General features: G+C 51.3%; 12 protein-coding genes, 3 tRNA genes, 3 rRNA genes and 1 riboswitch. Of the genes, 15 read left to right on the top strand and 3 right to left on the bottom strand.

Features of this window, described 5'->3' with window-relative positions:
- The first annotated feature begins 134 nt into the window (after positions 1 to 134).
- Entirely contained in the window at positions 135 to 773 is a 639-nt protein-coding gene (gene fabR, locus HV346_RS22560; RefSeq protein ID WP_181621446.1) for an HTH-type transcriptional repressor FabR, read from the top strand.
- A gap of 10 nt (positions 774 to 783) precedes the next feature.
- Positions 784 to 1143, top strand: a complete 360-nt coding sequence (locus HV346_RS22555) for a YijD family membrane protein (protein WP_181621445.1) — start codon at positions 784 to 786, stop codon at positions 1141 to 1143.
- Between the two features lie 51 nt (positions 1144 to 1194).
- On the opposite strand, the gene trmA is transcribed toward HV346_RS22555, so the two are convergent.
- Positions 1195 to 2295 carry a tRNA (uridine(54)-C5)-methyltransferase TrmA gene (gene trmA / locus HV346_RS22550; RefSeq protein ID WP_181621443.1) on the bottom strand — a complete coding sequence of 367 codons (1101 nt, stop codon included), beginning with the start codon at positions 2293 to 2295 and terminating at the stop codon, positions 1195 to 1197.
- 104 nt (positions 2296 to 2399) lie between these two features.
- A riboswitch (cobalamin riboswitch) is annotated at positions 2400 to 2655 on the top strand.
- A gap of 65 nt (positions 2656 to 2720) precedes the next feature.
- Here trmA and btuB point away from each other — a divergent pair.
- From btuB to HV346_RS22510, 8 genes are all read left to right on the top strand, one after another.
- Positions 2721 to 4553, top strand: a complete 1833-nt coding sequence (gene btuB, locus HV346_RS22545; RefSeq protein ID WP_181621442.1) for a TonB-dependent vitamin B12 receptor BtuB — start codon at positions 2721 to 2723, stop codon at positions 4551 to 4553.
- Complete coding sequence (gene murI / locus HV346_RS22540) at positions 4498 to 5349, top strand: glutamate racemase (protein WP_181621441.1); 852 nt, start codon at positions 4498 to 4500, stop codon at positions 5347 to 5349. Before btuB ends, murI begins: the two co-directional genes overlap by 56 nt.
- Before the next feature lie 381 nt (positions 5350 to 5730).
- Positions 5731 to 7270: ribosomal RNA gene (locus tag HV346_RS22535) — 16S ribosomal RNA — on the top strand.
- Positions 7271 to 7355: 85 nt separating this feature from the next.
- Positions 7356 to 7431, top strand: a tRNA-Glu gene (locus HV346_RS22530).
- 231 nt (positions 7432 to 7662) lie between these two features.
- Positions 7663 to 10566: ribosomal RNA gene (locus tag HV346_RS22525) — 23S ribosomal RNA — on the top strand.
- A gap of 93 nt (positions 10567 to 10659) precedes the next feature.
- Positions 10660 to 10775, top strand: a 5S ribosomal RNA gene (rrf, locus tag HV346_RS22520).
- The 16S, 23S and 5S rRNA genes sit together here with 3 tRNA genes alongside, the layout of an rRNA operon.
- Before the next feature lie 55 nt (positions 10776 to 10830).
- Positions 10831 to 10907 (top strand) — tRNA-Asp (locus HV346_RS22515).
- Between the two features lie 51 nt (positions 10908 to 10958).
- A tRNA-Trp gene (locus HV346_RS22510) sits at positions 10959 to 11034 on the top strand.
- 101 nt (positions 11035 to 11135) lie between these two features.
- On the opposite strand, the gene hdfR is transcribed toward HV346_RS22510, so the two are convergent.
- Positions 11136 to 11957, bottom strand: coding sequence for an HTH-type transcriptional regulator HdfR (gene hdfR / locus HV346_RS22505; RefSeq protein ID WP_181621440.1), 822 nt, complete (start codon positions 11955 to 11957; stop codon positions 11136 to 11138).
- Between the two features lie 118 nt (positions 11958 to 12075).
- Between hdfR and HV346_RS22500 the strand changes: the two genes are divergently transcribed.
- Complete coding sequence (locus HV346_RS22500) at positions 12076 to 12414, top strand: DUF413 domain-containing protein (RefSeq protein WP_181621439.1); 339 nt, start codon at positions 12076 to 12078, stop codon at positions 12412 to 12414.
- A gap of 39 nt (positions 12415 to 12453) precedes the next feature.
- Here the strand turns inward: HV346_RS22500 and HV346_RS22495 are convergent, their stop codons facing one another.
- A complete protein-coding gene (locus tag HV346_RS22495; RefSeq protein WP_181621438.1) occupies positions 12454 to 13974 on the bottom strand; it encodes a YifB family Mg chelatase-like AAA ATPase in 1521 nt (506 codons plus the stop codon).
- Positions 13975 to 14316: 342 nt separating this feature from the next.
- Between HV346_RS22495 and ilvL the strand changes: the two genes are divergently transcribed.
- The 4 genes from ilvL (at position 14317) to ilvM (ending at position 16461) form a co-directional block, all read left to right on the top strand.
- Complete coding sequence (gene ilvL, locus HV346_RS22490; protein ID WP_001311244.1) at positions 14317 to 14415, top strand: ilv operon leader peptide; 99 nt, start codon at positions 14317 to 14319, stop codon at positions 14413 to 14415.
- Positions 14416 to 14501: 86 nt separating this feature from the next.
- Positions 14502 to 14552 (top strand): peptide IlvX, encoded by a 51-nt coding sequence (ilvX, locus tag HV346_RS23335; RefSeq protein ID WP_166792073.1) that lies wholly within the window; start codon positions 14502 to 14504, stop codon positions 14550 to 14552.
- Between the two features lie 2 nt (positions 14553 to 14554).
- Positions 14555 to 16201 (top strand): acetolactate synthase 2 catalytic subunit, encoded by a 1647-nt coding sequence (ilvG, locus tag HV346_RS22485; protein ID WP_181621437.1) that lies wholly within the window; start codon positions 14555 to 14557, stop codon positions 16199 to 16201.
- A complete protein-coding gene (gene ilvM / locus HV346_RS22480; RefSeq protein ID WP_181621436.1) occupies positions 16198 to 16461 on the top strand; it encodes an acetolactate synthase 2 small subunit in 264 nt (87 codons plus the stop codon). The genes ilvG and ilvM overlap by 4 nt, the downstream gene beginning before the upstream one ends.
- The last annotated feature ends 13 nt before the right edge of the window (positions 16462 to 16474 follow it).

The raw sequence follows: 16474 nt of genomic DNA, 5'->3' as shown, positions 1-16474 counted from the left end.
CCCAATTATCGTTGTGCTCTTTTCGCGCAGTGGAGCACAAACCTCACGTAAACAATCTTTCACAAAGCAGGGCAAACAGATTAATTTTATTCTCTGGTATAGTGCCATCAGGCCTTTGGAAGGATTCAACTATTGTGATGGGCGTAAGAGCACAACAAAAAGAGAAAACCCGGCGTTCGCTGGTGGAAGCCGCATTCAGTCAATTGAGTGCTGAGCGAAGTTTTGCCAGCCTGAGCCTGCGCGAAGTGGCGCGTGAGGCAGGGATTGCGCCAACGTCCTTCTATCGTCATTTTCGTGATGTTGATGAACTGGGTCTGACGATGGTGGACGAGAGTGGTCTGATGCTGCGCCAACTGATGCGTCAGGCGCGCCAGCGTATTGCTAAAGGTGGCAGCGTGATCCGCACCTCTGTCTCCACCTTTATGGAGTTTATTGGTAATAATCCGAACGCGTTTCGTCTGTTATTGCGTGAGCGTTCCGGAACATCCTCCGCGTTTCGTGCCGCTGTCGCGCGCGAGATTCAGCATTTTATTGCGGAACTTGCCGACTATCTTGAACTCGAAAACCATATGCCGCGAGCCTTCACAGAAGCACAGGCCGAAGCGATGGTGACCATTGTTTTCAGTGCAGGCGCGGAGGCACTGGATGTTGGCATTGAACAACGGAAACAGCTTGAAGAGAGACTGGTATTACAACTGCGGATGATTTCCAAAGGTGCGTATTACTGGTATCGCCGTGAACAAGAAAAGATGGCACATCAAACCGATGAGTGAAGGGTGAGTAATGAAACAGTCAGGTCAGGATAAAGGTACGTTGTTGCTGGCATTGATCGCTGGCTTATCAATTAATGGCACGTTTTCGGCTATTTTCAGCTCTATCGTACCATTCTCTATTTTCCCGCTAATCGCGCTGGTGCTGACGGTTTATTGCCTGCATCAACGTTACCAGAATCGAACAATGCCAGTGGGGCTGCCGGGGCTTGCCGCCGCCTGCTTTATTTTGGGCGTGTTGTTGTATAGCACTGTTGTGCGCGCAGAGTATCCGGATATTGGCTCTAATTTCCTGCCTGCGGTCCTGTCTGTGGCGCTGGTGTTCTGGATTGGCTCGCGCATACGTAGCCGCAAGAATCAATTGACGGAATAACGTGGATGGATGTTGTTTGCCGGATCAGCGAAACGCCATCCGGCAAACAGATTACTTCGCCGTGAGCAGTACGCCGCACTCCATGTGGTGCGTGTACGGGAACTGATCGAACAGGGCCAGGCGTTCAACCTTATGCGTCTGGCTCAAGGTTTCCAGATTTTTACACAATGTCTCCGGGTTACAGGAGATGTACAAAATACGCGGGTACGCCTGCACCATTTTCTCGGTTTCACTGTCGAGCCCACTACGCGGTGGATCGACAAAAATCGTCTCGCACTGGTAGCTCTTCAGGTCAATTCCCTGCAATCGATTGAATTCACGTACACCGTTCATCGCCTGAGTAAACTCTTCTGCCGCCATACGAATAATCTGGACGTTGTCGATGTGGTTGGCTGCAATATTGTATTGTGCAGCGGCAACGGATGGTTTGGCGATTTCCGTTGCCAGCACGCGTTCAAAATTGCGCGCCAGCGCCAGCGAGAAGTTGCCGTTACCACAGTAAAGCTCCAGCAAATCACCCGTTGAGCCCTCGGTGGCACTCAGCGCCCACTCCAGCATCTGTACGTTCATGGCGGCGTTTGGCTGGGTAAAGCTGTTTTCTACCTGGCGGTAGATCATCTCTTTTCCGGCCACCGGCAGGCGCTCGTCGATATAGTCCTGATCCAGCATGATTTTGGTTTTTGTGGCGCGGCCAATCAGGTGGACATTGATGTTCTGTGCTCGCAGGGCATCACGCAGGGTTTCTGCTTGTGCACGCCACTCATCGTCCAGCTTTTTGTGATACAGCAGCGACACAATGGCCTGGTTGCTTTGGGTCGTCAGGTAATCAATCTGGAACAGCTTGTGTCGCAACACCGGGTTGTTGCGGACTCCGTCGATCATCAACGTCATCAACTGATTAATTAATTCGCTGGCGGCAGGGAAGCTGTCTACACGAATTCGTGATTTCGTCTGTTGATCAAAGATGATGTGATACAGGTCGTCACCATCATGCCAGATACGGAACTCGGCACGCATACGGTAATGGCTGACCGGTGAGCGGAACACCTCGGGAACGGGCGCGTTGAAAGGCGTCATCATACTTTGCAGGCGGACAACTTTCTCTGCCAGCTGCGCGTCGTATTGTTCTGTCGGGAGGTGTTCGGGGGTCATGATGCGTCCTGAGTAATAAAGAATTTCGCGGGGATTGTAAGCACTGTACAGGGGATGTCCACATTTAATGATGCTTAGCTGTCTGGACATCCATACGTTTCTAATTGTAGCATTCTGTTTCCGGTCTCCTGTGAGTGAAAAGGGAATCCAGTGTAAATCTGGAGCTGACGCGCAGCGGTAAAGACTGGCGGGATGAGAGTTGTAGACACTGCTTTGTATACACAACATTATTCAAGTTGCATCAAGGTGGCCAGCGAGTTCAGCCGCCGCAGAAGCAGCTTGAAGGGTGACGTGAGCGGGAAGTCTTCATCCACAATACGCCACCTAGCCCGAAGACCTGCCGGGATCACGTCGCACTTGGTTTCATCATCGCGTGCTATAGATGAGGCCTGCGGCATCCTTCTTATATTGTGGATGCTTTAACAATGATTAAAAAAGTATCGCTGCTGACGGCGCTTTCCGTCACAGCATTTTCGGGCTGGGCGCAGGATAGCGCGGACTCGATGGTGGTGACAGCAAACCGTTTTGAACAACCAATCAACACCGTTCTGGCCCCAACGTCCGTTGTGACGCGTGAAGATATTGAACGCTGGCAGGCAAAAAGTGTTGTTGAGGTGATGTCTCGTTTACCGGGTGTGGATATCGCGCAAAGCGGTGGTATGGGGGCGAACGCGTCTACCTTTATTCGCGGCACTGAATCTCGGCATGTTTTGGTTCTGATTGATGGCATCCCGTTAAACAATGCCGGTATCAGTAATGCCGCCGATCTCAGCCAGATTCCGACCTCTCTTATTCAGCGTATTGAATACATTCGTGGGCCGCGTTCGGCGCTGTATGGCTCTGACGCTATCGGCGGTGTAATTAACATTATTACCGGACGTGATAAGCCAGGGGCGGAAATTTCTGCGGGCGTTGGCTCCAAAGGCTACCAGTCTTATGACGGCTCCTTCCAGCAGGTCTTGGATAAAACCAAAATCACGATGGGCGGGAACTATACCTACACCCGAGGTTTTGATATCGGGGCAAATGATGCTCCGCGTCAACCGGATCGCGATGGTTTTATGAGTAAGTCGCTGTTTGGTTCCGTTGAGCAGCAACTGACTGATAGCCTGAGCGGCTTTGTGCGTGGGTTTGGCTATGATAACCGCACAGCCTATGACGGTTATGCTTCATTTACTGCGGATGGTACGCCGGATACGCGCCAGCTTTATAGCCAAAACTGGGATACCGGGCTGCGATTTAAGCAGGGTATTTATCAGTCTCAACTGGTAGCTGGTTATGGCCGCAGTAAGGATATCAACTACGACCCAAGCAAAGGCCGCTACGCAGCATCTGCAACGATGGATGATGTGAAGCAATATACCACGCAGTGGCTGAACAACTTCGAGGTAGGCCACGGTAATATCGGTGCGGGTATCGACTGGCAGAAACAAAAAACACAGGCAGGTACAGGTTACCTGGACCAGGGCTACGAACAGCGTAACACCGGTGTTTTCTTATCGGCGATGCAACAGTTTGATAGCGTCACGCTGGAAGCGGCCGCCCGTCATGATGATAACTCTAACTTCGGTGACCATAGTACCTGGCAAACCAGCGCCGCCTGGGAATTCGTTGAGGGTTATCGCATCGTCGGTTCTTACGGAACGGCGTACAAAGCACCCACAATGAGCCAGATCCACAGCGCAACCTATGGTAACCCGGATCTTAAACCAGAAGAGAGTAAACAGTGGGAAGGAGGCTTTGAGGGCCTGACGGGACCCGTAAACTGGCGTGTCTCCGCGTATCGTAATGATGTCGATAACCTGATTGGATATGATGCCAATTATCGCTACTACAACGTCGATAAAGCGCGCATTGAAGGGATTGAAGCTACTGCTCAATTCGATACAGGCCCATTGGCGCACCAGATCTCTTACGATTATGTTGATCCGCGTAATGCGAAAACCAACGAAGTGCTTAAGCGTCGCTCTAAACAGCAGGTGAAGTACCAACTGGACTGGCAGGTTTGGGATCTTGACTGGGATCTCGCATACCGCTATCTGGGGACTCGCTATGACGACGACTTCAGTTCATACCCGTCTCGTGAAGTTAAACTGGGGGGAGTCAGCCTGTGGGATGTCGCAGTTTCATATCCTGTCACCTCACACCTTACAGTTCGTGGTAAAATAGCCAACCTGTTCGATAAAGATTACGAGACAGTTTATGGCTACCAAACTGCAGGACGGGAATACACCTTGTCTGGCAGCTACACCTTCTGATCCGCGTCCCACCGTGCTGGTGTTTGATTCCGGCGTCGGTGGGCTTTCGGTCTATGATGAGATTCGGCATCTCCTGCCGAATCTCCACTATATCTACGCTTTCGATAACGTCGCGTTTCCTTATGGGGAAAAGAGCGAAGACTTTATTGTCGAGCGTGTGGTTGAAATTGTGACTGCTGTGCAAAAGCGTTATCCCCTGGCGCTGGCAGTTATAGCCTGTAACACGGCGAGTACGGTATCCCTTCCAGCATTACGTGAAAAGTTCCAGTTTCCGGTCGTGGGCGTCGTCCCTGCGATTAAGCCTGCGGCTCGTTTGACGGCGAACGGTATCGTCGGTTTACTGGCGACACGTGGAACAGTAAAACGGCCTTATACGCGTGAACTGATCGACCGTTTTGCTAATGAATGCCAGATTGCGATGCTGGGTTCGGCTGAGCTGGTTGAGATGGCTGAAGCGAAACTCCATGGACACGTCGTTCCCCTGGAAGAGCTGCGTCGTATCCTTCGCCCCTGGCTGCGTATGCCGGAACCACCGGATACCGTTGTGCTGGGATGCACGCATTTCCCTCTATTACAGGAAGAGCTTTTACAGGTTCTGCCAGAAGGGACTCGGCTGGTGGATTCTGGCGCGGCCATTGCGCGGCGAACTTCCTGGTTGCTTGAACACGAAGCGCCAGATGCTAAGTCTTCCGATGCGAACATTGCTTTTGCTATGGCGCTGACGAAAGAGACTGAACAACTTTTACCCGTTTTGCGTCGCTACGGCTTCGAAACGCTCGAAAAACTCGCGCTATAGCACGGTTTTGAGCAAAAAAGAGACGGTTGAACGTTTTTTTTCAAAGAGGGGTTGTCAACGTCTGAGAACTCCCTATAATGCGCCTCCACTGACACGGAACAACGGCTTACAGGCCGCCGGGTTAGCGGGGTTCAGAGATGAACGCCGGCAGAGAAAAGCGAAAATAAACGCTTGACTCTGAATGAGGAAAACGTATTATACGGGACCTCGCAACGGTGAGCGAAAGCCGCGTTGCACTGCTCTTTAACAATTTATCAGACAATCTGTGTGGGCACTCAAAGTGACATGGATTCTTGACGTCGCAAGACGAAAAATGAATACCAAGTCTCTGAGTGAACATACGTAATTCATTACGAAGTTTAATTCACGAGCATCAAACTTAAATTGAAGAGTTTGATCATGGCTCAGATTGAACGCTGGCGGCAGGCCTAACACATGCAAGTCGGGCGGTAACACAGGGAGCTTGCTCCCGGGTGACGAGCGGCGGACGGGTGAGTAATGTCTGGGAAACTGCCTGATGGAGGGGGATAACTACTGGAAACGGTAGCTAATACCGCATAATGTCGCAAGACCAAAGAGGGGGACCTTCGGGCCTCTTGCCATCAGATGTGCCCAGATGGGATTAGCTAGTAGGTGGGGTAATGGCTCACCTAGGCGACGATCCCTAGCTGGTCTGAGAGGATGACCAGCCACACTGGAACTGAGACACGGTCCAGACTCCTACGGGAGGCAGCAGTGGGGAATATTGCACAATGGGCGCAAGCCTGATGCAGCCATGCCGCGTGTATGAAGAAGGCCTTCGGGTTGTAAAGTACTTTCAGCGGGGAGGAAGGCGTTGTGGTTAATAACCACAGCGATTGACGTTACCCGCAGAAGAAGCACCGGCTAACTCCGTGCCAGCAGCCGCGGTAATACGGAGGGTGCAAGCGTTAATCGGAATTACTGGGCGTAAAGCGCACGCAGGCGGTCTGTCAAGTCGGATGTGAAATCCCCGGGCTCAACCTGGGAACTGCATTCGAAACTGGCAGGCTAGAGTCTTGTAGAGGGGGGTAGAATTCCAGGTGTAGCGGTGAAATGCGTAGAGATCTGGAGGAATACCGGTGGCGAAGGCGGCCCCCTGGACAAAGACTGACGCTCAGGTGCGAAAGCGTGGGGAGCAAACAGGATTAGATACCCTGGTAGTCCACGCCGTAAACGATGTCGACTTGGAGGTTGTTCCCTTGAGGAGTGGCTTCCGGAGCTAACGCGTTAAGTCGACCGCCTGGGGAGTACGGCCGCAAGGTTAAAACTCAAATGAATTGACGGGGGCCCGCACAAGCGGTGGAGCATGTGGTTTAATTCGATGCAACGCGAAGAACCTTACCTACTCTTGACATCCACGGAATTTAGCAGAGATGCTTTAGTGCCTTCGGGAACCGTGAGACAGGTGCTGCATGGCTGTCGTCAGCTCGTGTTGTGAAATGTTGGGTTAAGTCCCGCAACGAGCGCAACCCTTATCCTTTGTTGCCAGCGGCTAGGCCGGGAACTCAAAGGAGACTGCCAGTGATAAACTGGAGGAAGGTGGGGATGACGTCAAGTCATCATGGCCCTTACGAGTAGGGCTACACACGTGCTACAATGGCATATACAAAGAGAAGCGACCTCGCGAGAGCAAGCGGACCTCATAAAGTATGTCGTAGTCCGGATTGGAGTCTGCAACTCGACTCCATGAAGTCGGAATCGCTAGTAATCGTAGATCAGAATGCTACGGTGAATACGTTCCCGGGCCTTGTACACACCGCCCGTCACACCATGGGAGTGGGTTGCAAAAGAAGTAGGTAGCTTAACCTTCGGGAGGGCGCTTACCACTTTGTGATTCATGACTGGGGTGAAGTCGTAACAAGGTAACCGTAGGGGAACCTGCGGTTGGATCACCTCCTTACCTTAAAGAACCTGCCTTTGTAGTGTCCACACAGATTGTCTGATGAAAAGTAAATAGCAAGGCGTCTTGCGATTGAGACTTCAGTGTCCCCTTCGTCTAGAGGCCCAGGACACCGCCCTTTCACGGCGGTAACAGGGGTTCGAATCCCCTAGGGGACGCCACTTGCTGGTTTGTGAGTGAAAGTCACCTGCCGATATATCTCAAAACTGATTCCGTTGCGTGAGCAGCGAGTCACGTTTGAGATATTTGCTCTTTAAAAATCTGGATCAAGCTGAAAATTGAAACGACACACTGTGTCTGTTCTCCGTAATAAGAACAGATGAAGGTGTGTTCGAGTCTCTCAAATTTTCGCAATTTGATGATGAATCGAAAGAAACATCTTCGGGTTGTGAGGTTAAGCGACTAAGCGTACACGGTGGATGCCCTGGCAGTCAGAGGCGATGAAGGACGTGCTAATCTGCGAAAAGCGTCGGCGAGGTGATATGAACCTTTGACCCGGCGATGTCCGAATGGGGAAACCCAGTGCAATTCGTTGCACTATCGTTAACTGAATACATAGGTTAACGAGGCGAACCGGGGGAACTGAAACATCTAAGTACCCCGAGGAAAAGAAATCAACCGAGATTCCCCCAGTAGCGGCGAGCGAACGGGGAGCAGCCCAGAGTCTGAATCAGCAGGTGTGTTAGTGGAACGGTCTGGAAAGTCCGGCGGTACAGGGTGATAGTCCCGTACACAAAAACGCATCTGGTGTGAACTCGAAGAGTAGGGCGGGACACGTGGTATCCTGTCTGAATATGGGGGGACCATCCTCCAAGGCTAAATACTCCTGACTGACCGATAGTGAACCAGTACCGTGAGGGAAAGGCGAAAAGAACCCCGGCGAGGGGAGTGAAAAAGAACCTGAAACCGTGTACGTACAAGCAGTGGGAGCCTCTTTATGGGGTGACTGCGTACCTTTTGTATAATGGGTCAGCGACTTATATTCTGTAGCAAGGTTAACCGAATAGGGGAGCCGAAGGGAAACCGAGTCTTAACTGGGCGTTAAGTTGCAGGGTATAGACCCGAAACCCGGTGATCTAGCCATGGGCAGGTTGAAGGTTGGGTAACACTAACTGGAGGACCGAACCGACTAATGTTGAAAAATTAGCGGATGACTTGTGGCTGGGGGTGAAAGGCCAATCAAACCGGGAGATAGCTGGTTCTCCCCGAAAGCTATTTAGGTAGCGCCTCGTGAACTCATCTTCGGGGGTAGAGCACTGTTTCGGCTAGGGGGCCATCCCGGCTTACCAACCCGATGCAAACTACGAATACCGAAGAATGTTATCACGGGAGACACACGGCGGGTGCTAACGTCCGTCGTGAAGAGGGAAACAACCCAGACCGCCAGCTAAGGTCCCAAAGTCATGGTTAAGTGGGAAACGATGTGGGAAGGCACAGACAGCCAGGATGTTGGCTTAGAAGCAGCCATCATTTAAAGAAAGCGTAATAGCTCACTGGTCGAGTCGGCCTGCGCGGAAGATGTAACGGGGCTAAACCATGCACCGAAGCTGCGGCAGCGACACTATGTGTTGTTGGGTAGGGGAGCGTTCTGTAAGCCGTTGAAGGTGTCCTGTGAGGGATGCTGGAGGTATCAGAAGTGCGAATGCTGACATAAGTAACGATAATGCGGGTGAAAAGCCCGCACGCCGGAAGACCAAGGGTTCCTGTCCAACGTTAATCGGGGCAGGGTGAGTCGACCCCTAAGGCGAGGCCGAAAGGCGTAGTCGATGGGAAACAGGTTAATATTCCTGTACTTGGTGTTACTGCGAAGGGGGGACGGAGAAGGCTATGTTAGCCGGGCGACGGTTGTCCCGGTTTAAGCATGTAGGCGGAGAGTTTAGGTAAATCCGGACTCTTTTAACGCTGAGGTGTGATGACGAGGCACTACGGTGCTGAAGTAACAAATGCCCTGCTTCCAGGAAAAGCCTCTAAGCATCAGGTAACACGAAATCGTACCCCAAACCGACACAGGTGGTCAGGTAGAGAATACCAAGGCGCTTGAGAGAACTCGGGTGAAGGAACTAGGCAAAATGGTGCCGTAACTTCGGGAGAAGGCACGCTGATATGTAGGTGAAGCCCCTGCGGGTGGAGCTGAAATCAGTCGAAGATACCAGCTGGCTGCAACTGTTTATTAAAAACACAGCACTGTGCAAACACGAAAGTGGACGTATACGGTGTGACGCCTGCCCGGTGCCGGAAGGTTAATTGATGGGGTCAGCGGCAACGCGAAGCTCTTGATCGAAGCCCCGGTAAACGGCGGCCGTAACTATAACGGTCCTAAGGTAGCGAAATTCCTTGTCGGGTAAGTTCCGACCTGCACGAATGGCGTAATGATGGCCAGGCTGTCTCCACCCGAGACTCAGTGAAATTGAACTCGCTGTGAAGATGCAGTGTACCCGCGGCAAGACGGAAAGACCCCGTGAACCTTTACTATAGCTTGACACTGAACACTGGTCCTTGATGTGTAGGATAGGTGGGAGGCTTTGAAGCGTGGACGCCAGTCTGCGTGGAGCCGCCCTTGAAATACCACCCTTTAATGGCTGGTGTTCTAACGTGGACCCGTGATCCGGGTTGCGGACAGTGTCTGGTGGGTAGTTTGACTGGGGCGGTCTCCTCCCAAAGAGTAACGGAGGAGCACGAAGGTTAGCTAATCCTGGTCGGACATCAGGAGGTTAGTGCAATGGCATAAGCTAGCTTGACTGCGAGAGTGACGGCTCGAGCAGGTGCGAAAGCAGGTCATAGTGATCCGGTGGTTCTGAATGGAAGGGCCATCGCTCAACGGATAAAAGGTACTCCGGGGATAACAGGCTGATACCGCCCAAGAGTTCATATCGACGGCGGTGTTTGGCACCTCGATGTCGGCTCATCACATCCTGGGGCTGAAGTAGGTCCCAAGGGTACGGCTGTTCGCCGTTTAAAGTGGTACGCGAGCTGGGTTTAGAACGTCGTGAGACAGTTCGGTCCCTATCTGCCGTGGGCGCTGGAGAATTGAGGGGGGCTGCTCCTAGTACGAGAGGACCGGAGTGGACGCATCACTGGTGTTCGGGTTGTCATGCCAATGGCATTGCCCGGTAGCTAAATGCGGAAGAGATAAGTGCTGAAAGCATCTAAGCACGAAACTTGCCCCGAGATGAGTTCTCCCTGACCCTTTAAGGGTCCTGAAGGAACGTTGAAGACTACGACGTTGATAGGTCGGGTGTGTAAGCGTAGCGATACGTTGAGCTAACCGATACTAATGAACCGTGAGGCTTAACCTTACAACGCCGAAGATGTTTTGGCGAAAGAGACATGATAATCAGCCTGATACAGATAATATTAGCCGGCGAAAGCGGGTTAATGAACAGAATTTGCCTGGCGGCTTTAGCGCGGTGGTCCCACCTGACCCCATGCCGAACTCAGAAGTGAAACGCCGTAGCGCCGATGGTAGTGTGGGGTCTCCCCATGTGAGAGTAGGGAACTGCCAGGCATCAAATTAAGTAGTAAGCCGGTGCACTAAACCGGTGGTTACAGAAGTCTTCGGTGGAGCGGTAGTTCAGTCGGTTAGAATACCTGCCTGTCACGCAGGGGGTCGCGGGTTCGAGTCCCGTCCGTTCCGCCACTTATTAAAAATTAAGCCTGCTGAATAGCAGGCTTAATGGTAAGAAGATTTAGGGGCGTAGCTCAGTTGGTAGAGCACCGGTCTCCAAAACCGGGTGTCGCGAGTTCGAGTCTCTCCGCCCCTGCCACATAATAATCCTTTGCTTAGGCAAAGGATTTTTTTTGCCTAAAAAATGATGAAAGCTACCCTTTCCTTATTTACTGTCTGCGTCCTTGCAGCTCCGTGACATTAATCCAGTATGTTGATTTTTAGCAGATCTTTTATCTGAGATTGCTTGTCACTGTTCTGTAGCCATACCGCATAAAGCGGTCTTGAAAGTGTCGAGGAATCGATGACAGCATGCAACTCAGGTTTCTTTTCGGCCCAACGCGTCGGCAACCAGGTGCAACCGTTCAGCAGACCAAGTTGCTGACAAGCTATCTCAGCAGAACTGGTTGTCAGTTTTGGCACATCATCGCTGGCAATCAATCCAGTCTCATGTTGCTGGAAATCTGGCCCCCATTCCATGCGTAGATAATTGCGATCTGCCTTCATCGTTGAGGGCTCAGAGGCATAAAGCGCCAGGCTAAATTGACCAGCAATTTGGCTACTAAATTCGTCCATTTTGGGGGCTTCTGTAGTGATCAGAAGATCCAGCTGACGCTCATGCAATTGTTTAACAAGGGACTGACGCTGGGCAATTCGAGCCTCAAACTGTAGATGATTGTGCGTTTGATATAATCGTGTAAGCCATTGACTGAGCATGCATTCCCATAGTGAGGCACTCGCCCCAATCGAAAACTCATTGTGCTGTGAGGTATGTGCAACCTCTTTTCGTGCCGCTTGCCAGGTGTTCATCAACGTTTCTGCATAAGGCAAGAGTTTCTCACCCGCAGGTGTTAGGCGGATATTGTTGCGATGGCGGGTAAAAAGATTCACCCCCAGTTGATTTTCCAACTGGCGAATACGAAAACTGACCGCTGACTGTGTCAGGTAGAGTGCTTCAGCTGCTCGTCCAAAGTGACGTGTTCTGCTCACTTCCAGGAAAGTTTTTAGCAATTCCGTATCCACATCTTTCTCCGCAAAATTATTTGTCGTTATGATTTAAATGTTTTGTTTGACGCTCTGTCAAGCGTAACTAATACTCCGCGCCATAAATAGCTCGGCCAAAGAATTAGGAGCGTGTAGGATGGCGGAAAGCTTTACGACAATTAATCGTTTTTTCGACAATAAAAATTATCCGCGCGGGTTCTCTCGCCATGGTGATTTCACCATCAAAGAGGCACAACTGCTTGAGCGTCATGGTTATGCCTTTAACGAGTTAGATCTGGGAAAACGCGAACCTGAAACGGAAGACGAAAAACAGTTTGTTGCCGTTTGCCGTGGCGAACGCGAGCCGGAATCTGAAGCGGAACGTGTGTGGATCAAATACATGGCACGTATCAAGCGTCCTAAGCGCTTCCATACCCTGTCTGGTGGTAAGCCGCAGATGGAAGGTGCTGAAGATTATACCGAGTCAGATGATTAATGCTGCGATGAAATGAAAAGAGGGGCTACGGCCCCTTTTTTACGCCAGTATCTTTTGCAGATGCAGCAGTAAACGATCAATTGCTCTATAGCTCAATGCTTCCTGAAGATGCTGTCTTTTAATATCAGGGCAACCTTCGACATCAGCGATAGTTCGCGCGACCTTCAACAAACGTTGCCATGCGCGGATTGAAAGTCCAAACCGAGTCAGCGTTTCTTCCAGCCAGCATGCATCCTCAGCCTTGAGAGGGCAAAACTGCCTGATTTCTGCGTTATCAAGGCGGGCATTTAGTTTGTGCTGACGGGTATATTGCCTTGCCTGCGCGATGACGACCCTGTCGCGTACCTGCGACGTGCTTTCTCCCCTGACGTGTGTCTGTCTCAGTAAGCCCGGTGGTGGAAGAGGGATTTCCAGAGACAAATCGAACCTGTCGAGGAAAGGACCTGATAGTTTTCCCAGATAGCGGAGTGTCTGTTCAGGTGTACAACGATTATGATTGCCCTGGTAGTGTCCCGTGGGGCTAGGGTTCATCGCGGCAACCAACTGAAATTGAGCGGGATAGCTAATTTTGGCTCTCGTACGGGAGATATGAATCTGTCCAGATTCAATCGGTTCACGTAGCGCATCTAATACGCGTCGTTCAAACTCGGGCAGTTCATCAAGAAACAATATGCCATTGTGTGCCAGAGAAATTTCGCCAGGGCCGGGTATTGCTCCTCCGCCGACCATCGCCGCAAGAGAGGCGCTGTGGTGTGGAGATCGAAAAGGTCGGCGGCGCCACTGTTTGTGCAGAGATGCTGAACTGACCAAGCTGAAGATTGCGGCGCTTTCGAGAGCTTCACGATTATTCAGTGGTGGGAGTAGGCCACAGAGGCGACTCGCCAACATGGTTTTACCTGTGCCCGGTGGGCCTATCAGCAGAAGGTTGTGCCCACCTGCAGCCGTAATTTCTAGCGCGCGCTTGCCTTGCTCCTGACCCAGGATGTCGCTGAGATTCTCTGGAGCATCCGGCAATATTTCATCGCACTCTTCCGGTTCGGCCAACTCGTGTCGTCCTTCCAGATACGCACAAACTTCCTGTAAGTGCCCAGCTATCAGGCAGCCTTTCTCAGCAATAAGGCTCACTTCTGAAGCATTTTCATTGGCGACGATGATTTGTCGTCCTGCTTGTATTGCTTCAAGAGCGCCAGAAATTGCGCCGGGAACGCCTCTTAGCGCGCCTGTAAGCGCCAGTTCACCGATAAACTCATACGAGCCTAGCCTTGTTGTGTTCAATTGCTCAGAGGCAGCGAGGAGCGCAATCGCGATAGGTAAATCATATCGCCCTCCCTCTTTGGGCAAATCAGCCGGTGCCAGGTTGATGGTGATTTTCCTGGCCGGGAAGGTATAACCGCTATTGATGATTGCACTGCGCACGCGATCCCTTGCCTCTTTCACTGTGGTTTCCGGTAATCCAACAAGCGTCAGCCCTGGCAGCCCATTACTCAAATGAACTTCAACAGAAATAAGTGGGGCCCTCACACCAATTGCGGCACGGGTATAAACAACTGACAGTGACATAAGTACCTCCTGATATAGCTACTATGCCACTGTAGTTTTCTGTTATTCACTGCAAGTTTGCTGATTTACGGCGCGCATTCCTGATTTTTGACAGCAAAGTGTAAAAGTTGCATGAGAATGGAATCCTTCTCGCAGCAATGAATAACGGAATGTTTTGACAGCGAATGGCGCAGTCAAAAAATGAAAAAAATTCATTTTCAATTTTTTTCATATAAAACAACGATTTTTTGCATAATTATTTGCATGCTAAATAAAGTTTTCATAAATAAAACTTGTGTTTGATTTCATATCTGTGATACCTCTTTAGGTATTCCTTCGAACAAGATGCAAAAAGAACTGAAAATGACAGCCCTTCTACGAGTGATTAGCCTGGTCGTGATTAGCGTGGTGGTGATTATTATCCCACCGTGCGGGGCTGCACTTGGACGAGGAAAGGCTTAGAAATCAAGCCTTAACGAACTAAGACCCCCGCACCGAAAGGTCCGGGGGTTTTTTTATGACTAAAAAACTTAAATGAGGAGCAGAGAATGACAACTAGCACAAAATTCTGTTTCTCCAGATTTATGACGGGGAACTGACTATGAATGGGGCACAGTGGGTAGTACATGCGTTGCGCGCGCAGGGAGTTGAAACCGTATTCGGTTATCCGGGTGGCGCAATTATGCCGATTTACGATGCATTGTATGACGGCGGCGTGGAACACCTGTTGTGCCGGCATGAGCAAGGCGCAGCCATGGCGGCTATTGGCTATGCCCGAGCCACCGGGAAAACGGGTGTTTGTATGGCGACGTCGGGCCCCGGTGCGACAAACCTGATCACCGGCCTGGCTGATGCTCTGCTTGATTCTGTTCCCGTTGTTGCCATTACCGGCCAGGTCGCATCACCGTTAATCGGAACGGATGCGTTTCAGGAAGTTGATGTGCTCGGTTTGTCACTGGCATGTACTAAACACAGCTTCCTTGTTCAGTCTCTGGATGAGTTGCCGCGCGTGATGGCAGAAGCCTTCCAAATCGCTAACTCTGGTCGTCCGGGCCCCGTTTTAATTGATATACCTAAAGATGTTCAGGTTGCACTGGGTGAACTGGAGCCGCATTTCTCCACTGTCGAAGATAGCGATACGTTCCTTCATGCCGATGTTGATGCCGCTCGCCAGATGCTGGCTCAGGCCCAACAACCGATTCTGTACATTGGTGGTGGTGTAGGAATGGCGCAGGCTGTTCCTGCATTGCGAGAGTTTATTGCCGTTACGCAAATGCCTACTACCTGTACCCTCAAAGGTCTGGGTGCGGTGGATGCTGAGTATCCGTACTATCTGGGGATGCTGGGGATGCACGGGACAAAAGCGGCAAACCTGGCGGTTCAGGAATGTGACCTGCTCATTGCAGTTGGCGCGCGTTTTGATGATCGCGTAACCGGAAAACTGAACACTTTCGCACCGAATGCAAAAGTCATCCATATGGATATCGACCCGGCCGAAATGAACAAATTGCGCCAGGTTCATGTGGCCCTGCAGGGCGATCTGAATGTGTTATTACCTGCATTGCAGCAGCCACTGGAGATCACTGAGTGGCGTCAACATGCGGCAGATATGCGCACTGAACACGCCTGGCGTTATGACCACCCCGGTGAGGCTATCTACGCCCCGTTGTTGCTGAAGCAACTGTCGGATCGCAAACCTGCTGACAGTGTTGTCACCACGGATGTGGGCCAGCACCAGATGTGGTCGGCGCAGCATATGACCTATACGCGCCCGGAAAACTTCATCACCTCTAGCGGTTTAGGGACCATGGGTTTCGGCTTACCGGCTGCCGTTGGTGCACAGGTCGCTCGCCCGAACGATACTGTTATCTGCATCTCCGGTGATGGTTCGTTCATGATGAATGTTCAGGAACTGGGTACGGTTAAACGCAAACAGTTGCCACTGAAAATCGTCTTACTCGATAACCAACGTCTTGGCATGGTTCGCCAGTGGCAGCAGCTGTTTTTCCAGGAGCGATATAGCGAAACCACACTCACCGATAATCCCGATTTTCTCGTCCTGGCCAGCGCCTTTGGCATCCCTGGTCAGCACATCACTCGTAAAGACCAGGTTGAAGCGGCACTCGACACCATGCTGTCAAGCGAAGGGCCTTATCTGCTTCATGTCTCAATCGACGAACTTGAGAATGTCTGGCCGTTAGTCCCACCAGGTGCGAGTAACTCACAAATGCTGGAGAAATTATCATGATGCAACATCAGGTCGCCGTGCAGGCACGCTTCAATCCGGAAACGTTAGAACGTGTATTACGTGTGGTTCGCCACCGTGGCTTTCAGATCTGTTCCATGAATATGGAAACTGCCACCGATGCACAGAACATAAATATCGAATTGACCGTTGCCAGTCCACGGTCGGTCGACTTACTGTTTAGTCAGTTAACTAAACTGGTAGATGTTGCACATGTAGCCATCTGTCAGAGCACAACCACATCACAACAAATCCGCGCTTAAGCGTGACAGGAAG

This window comes from Enterobacter sp. RHBSTW-00994 (genome assembly GCF_013782625.1).
In the GTDB taxonomy this organism is placed as follows: domain Bacteria; phylum Pseudomonadota; class Gammaproteobacteria; order Enterobacterales; family Enterobacteriaceae; genus Enterobacter.
Note: the sequence above shows the minus strand (reverse complement) of the source record. Positions and strands in the feature narration are given on the sequence as shown.

Bases quoted from the DNA above. Each gene is read 5' to 3' on its own strand.
- HV346_RS22555 (WP_181621445.1), top strand. From the start codon at position 784: ATGAAACAGTCAGGTCAGGATAAAGGTACGTTGTTGCTGGCATTGATC.
- trmA (WP_181621443.1), bottom strand. From the start codon at position 2,295: ATGACCCCCGAACACCTCCCGACAGAACAATACGACGCGCAGCTGGCA.
- btuB (WP_181621442.1), top strand. From the start codon at position 2,721: ATGATTAAAAAAGTATCGCTGCTGACGGCGCTTTCCGTCACAGCATTT.
- murI (WP_181621441.1), top strand. From the start codon at position 4,498: ATGGCTACCAAACTGCAGGACGGGAATACACCTTGTCTGGCAGCTACA.
- HV346_RS22500 (WP_181621439.1), top strand. From the start codon at position 12,076: ATGGCGGAAAGCTTTACGACAATTAATCGTTTTTTCGACAATAAAAAT.
- HV346_RS22495 (WP_181621438.1), bottom strand. From the start codon at position 13,974: ATGTCACTGTCAGTTGTTTATACCCGTGCCGCAATTGGTGTGAGGGCC.
- ilvL (WP_001311244.1), top strand. From the start codon at position 14,317: ATGACAGCCCTTCTACGAGTGATTAGCCTGGTCGTGATTAGCGTGGTG.
- ilvG (WP_181621437.1), top strand. From the start codon at position 14,555: ATGAATGGGGCACAGTGGGTAGTACATGCGTTGCGCGCGCAGGGAGTT.
- ilvM (WP_181621436.1), top strand. From the start codon at position 16,198: ATGATGCAACATCAGGTCGCCGTGCAGGCACGCTTCAATCCGGAAACG.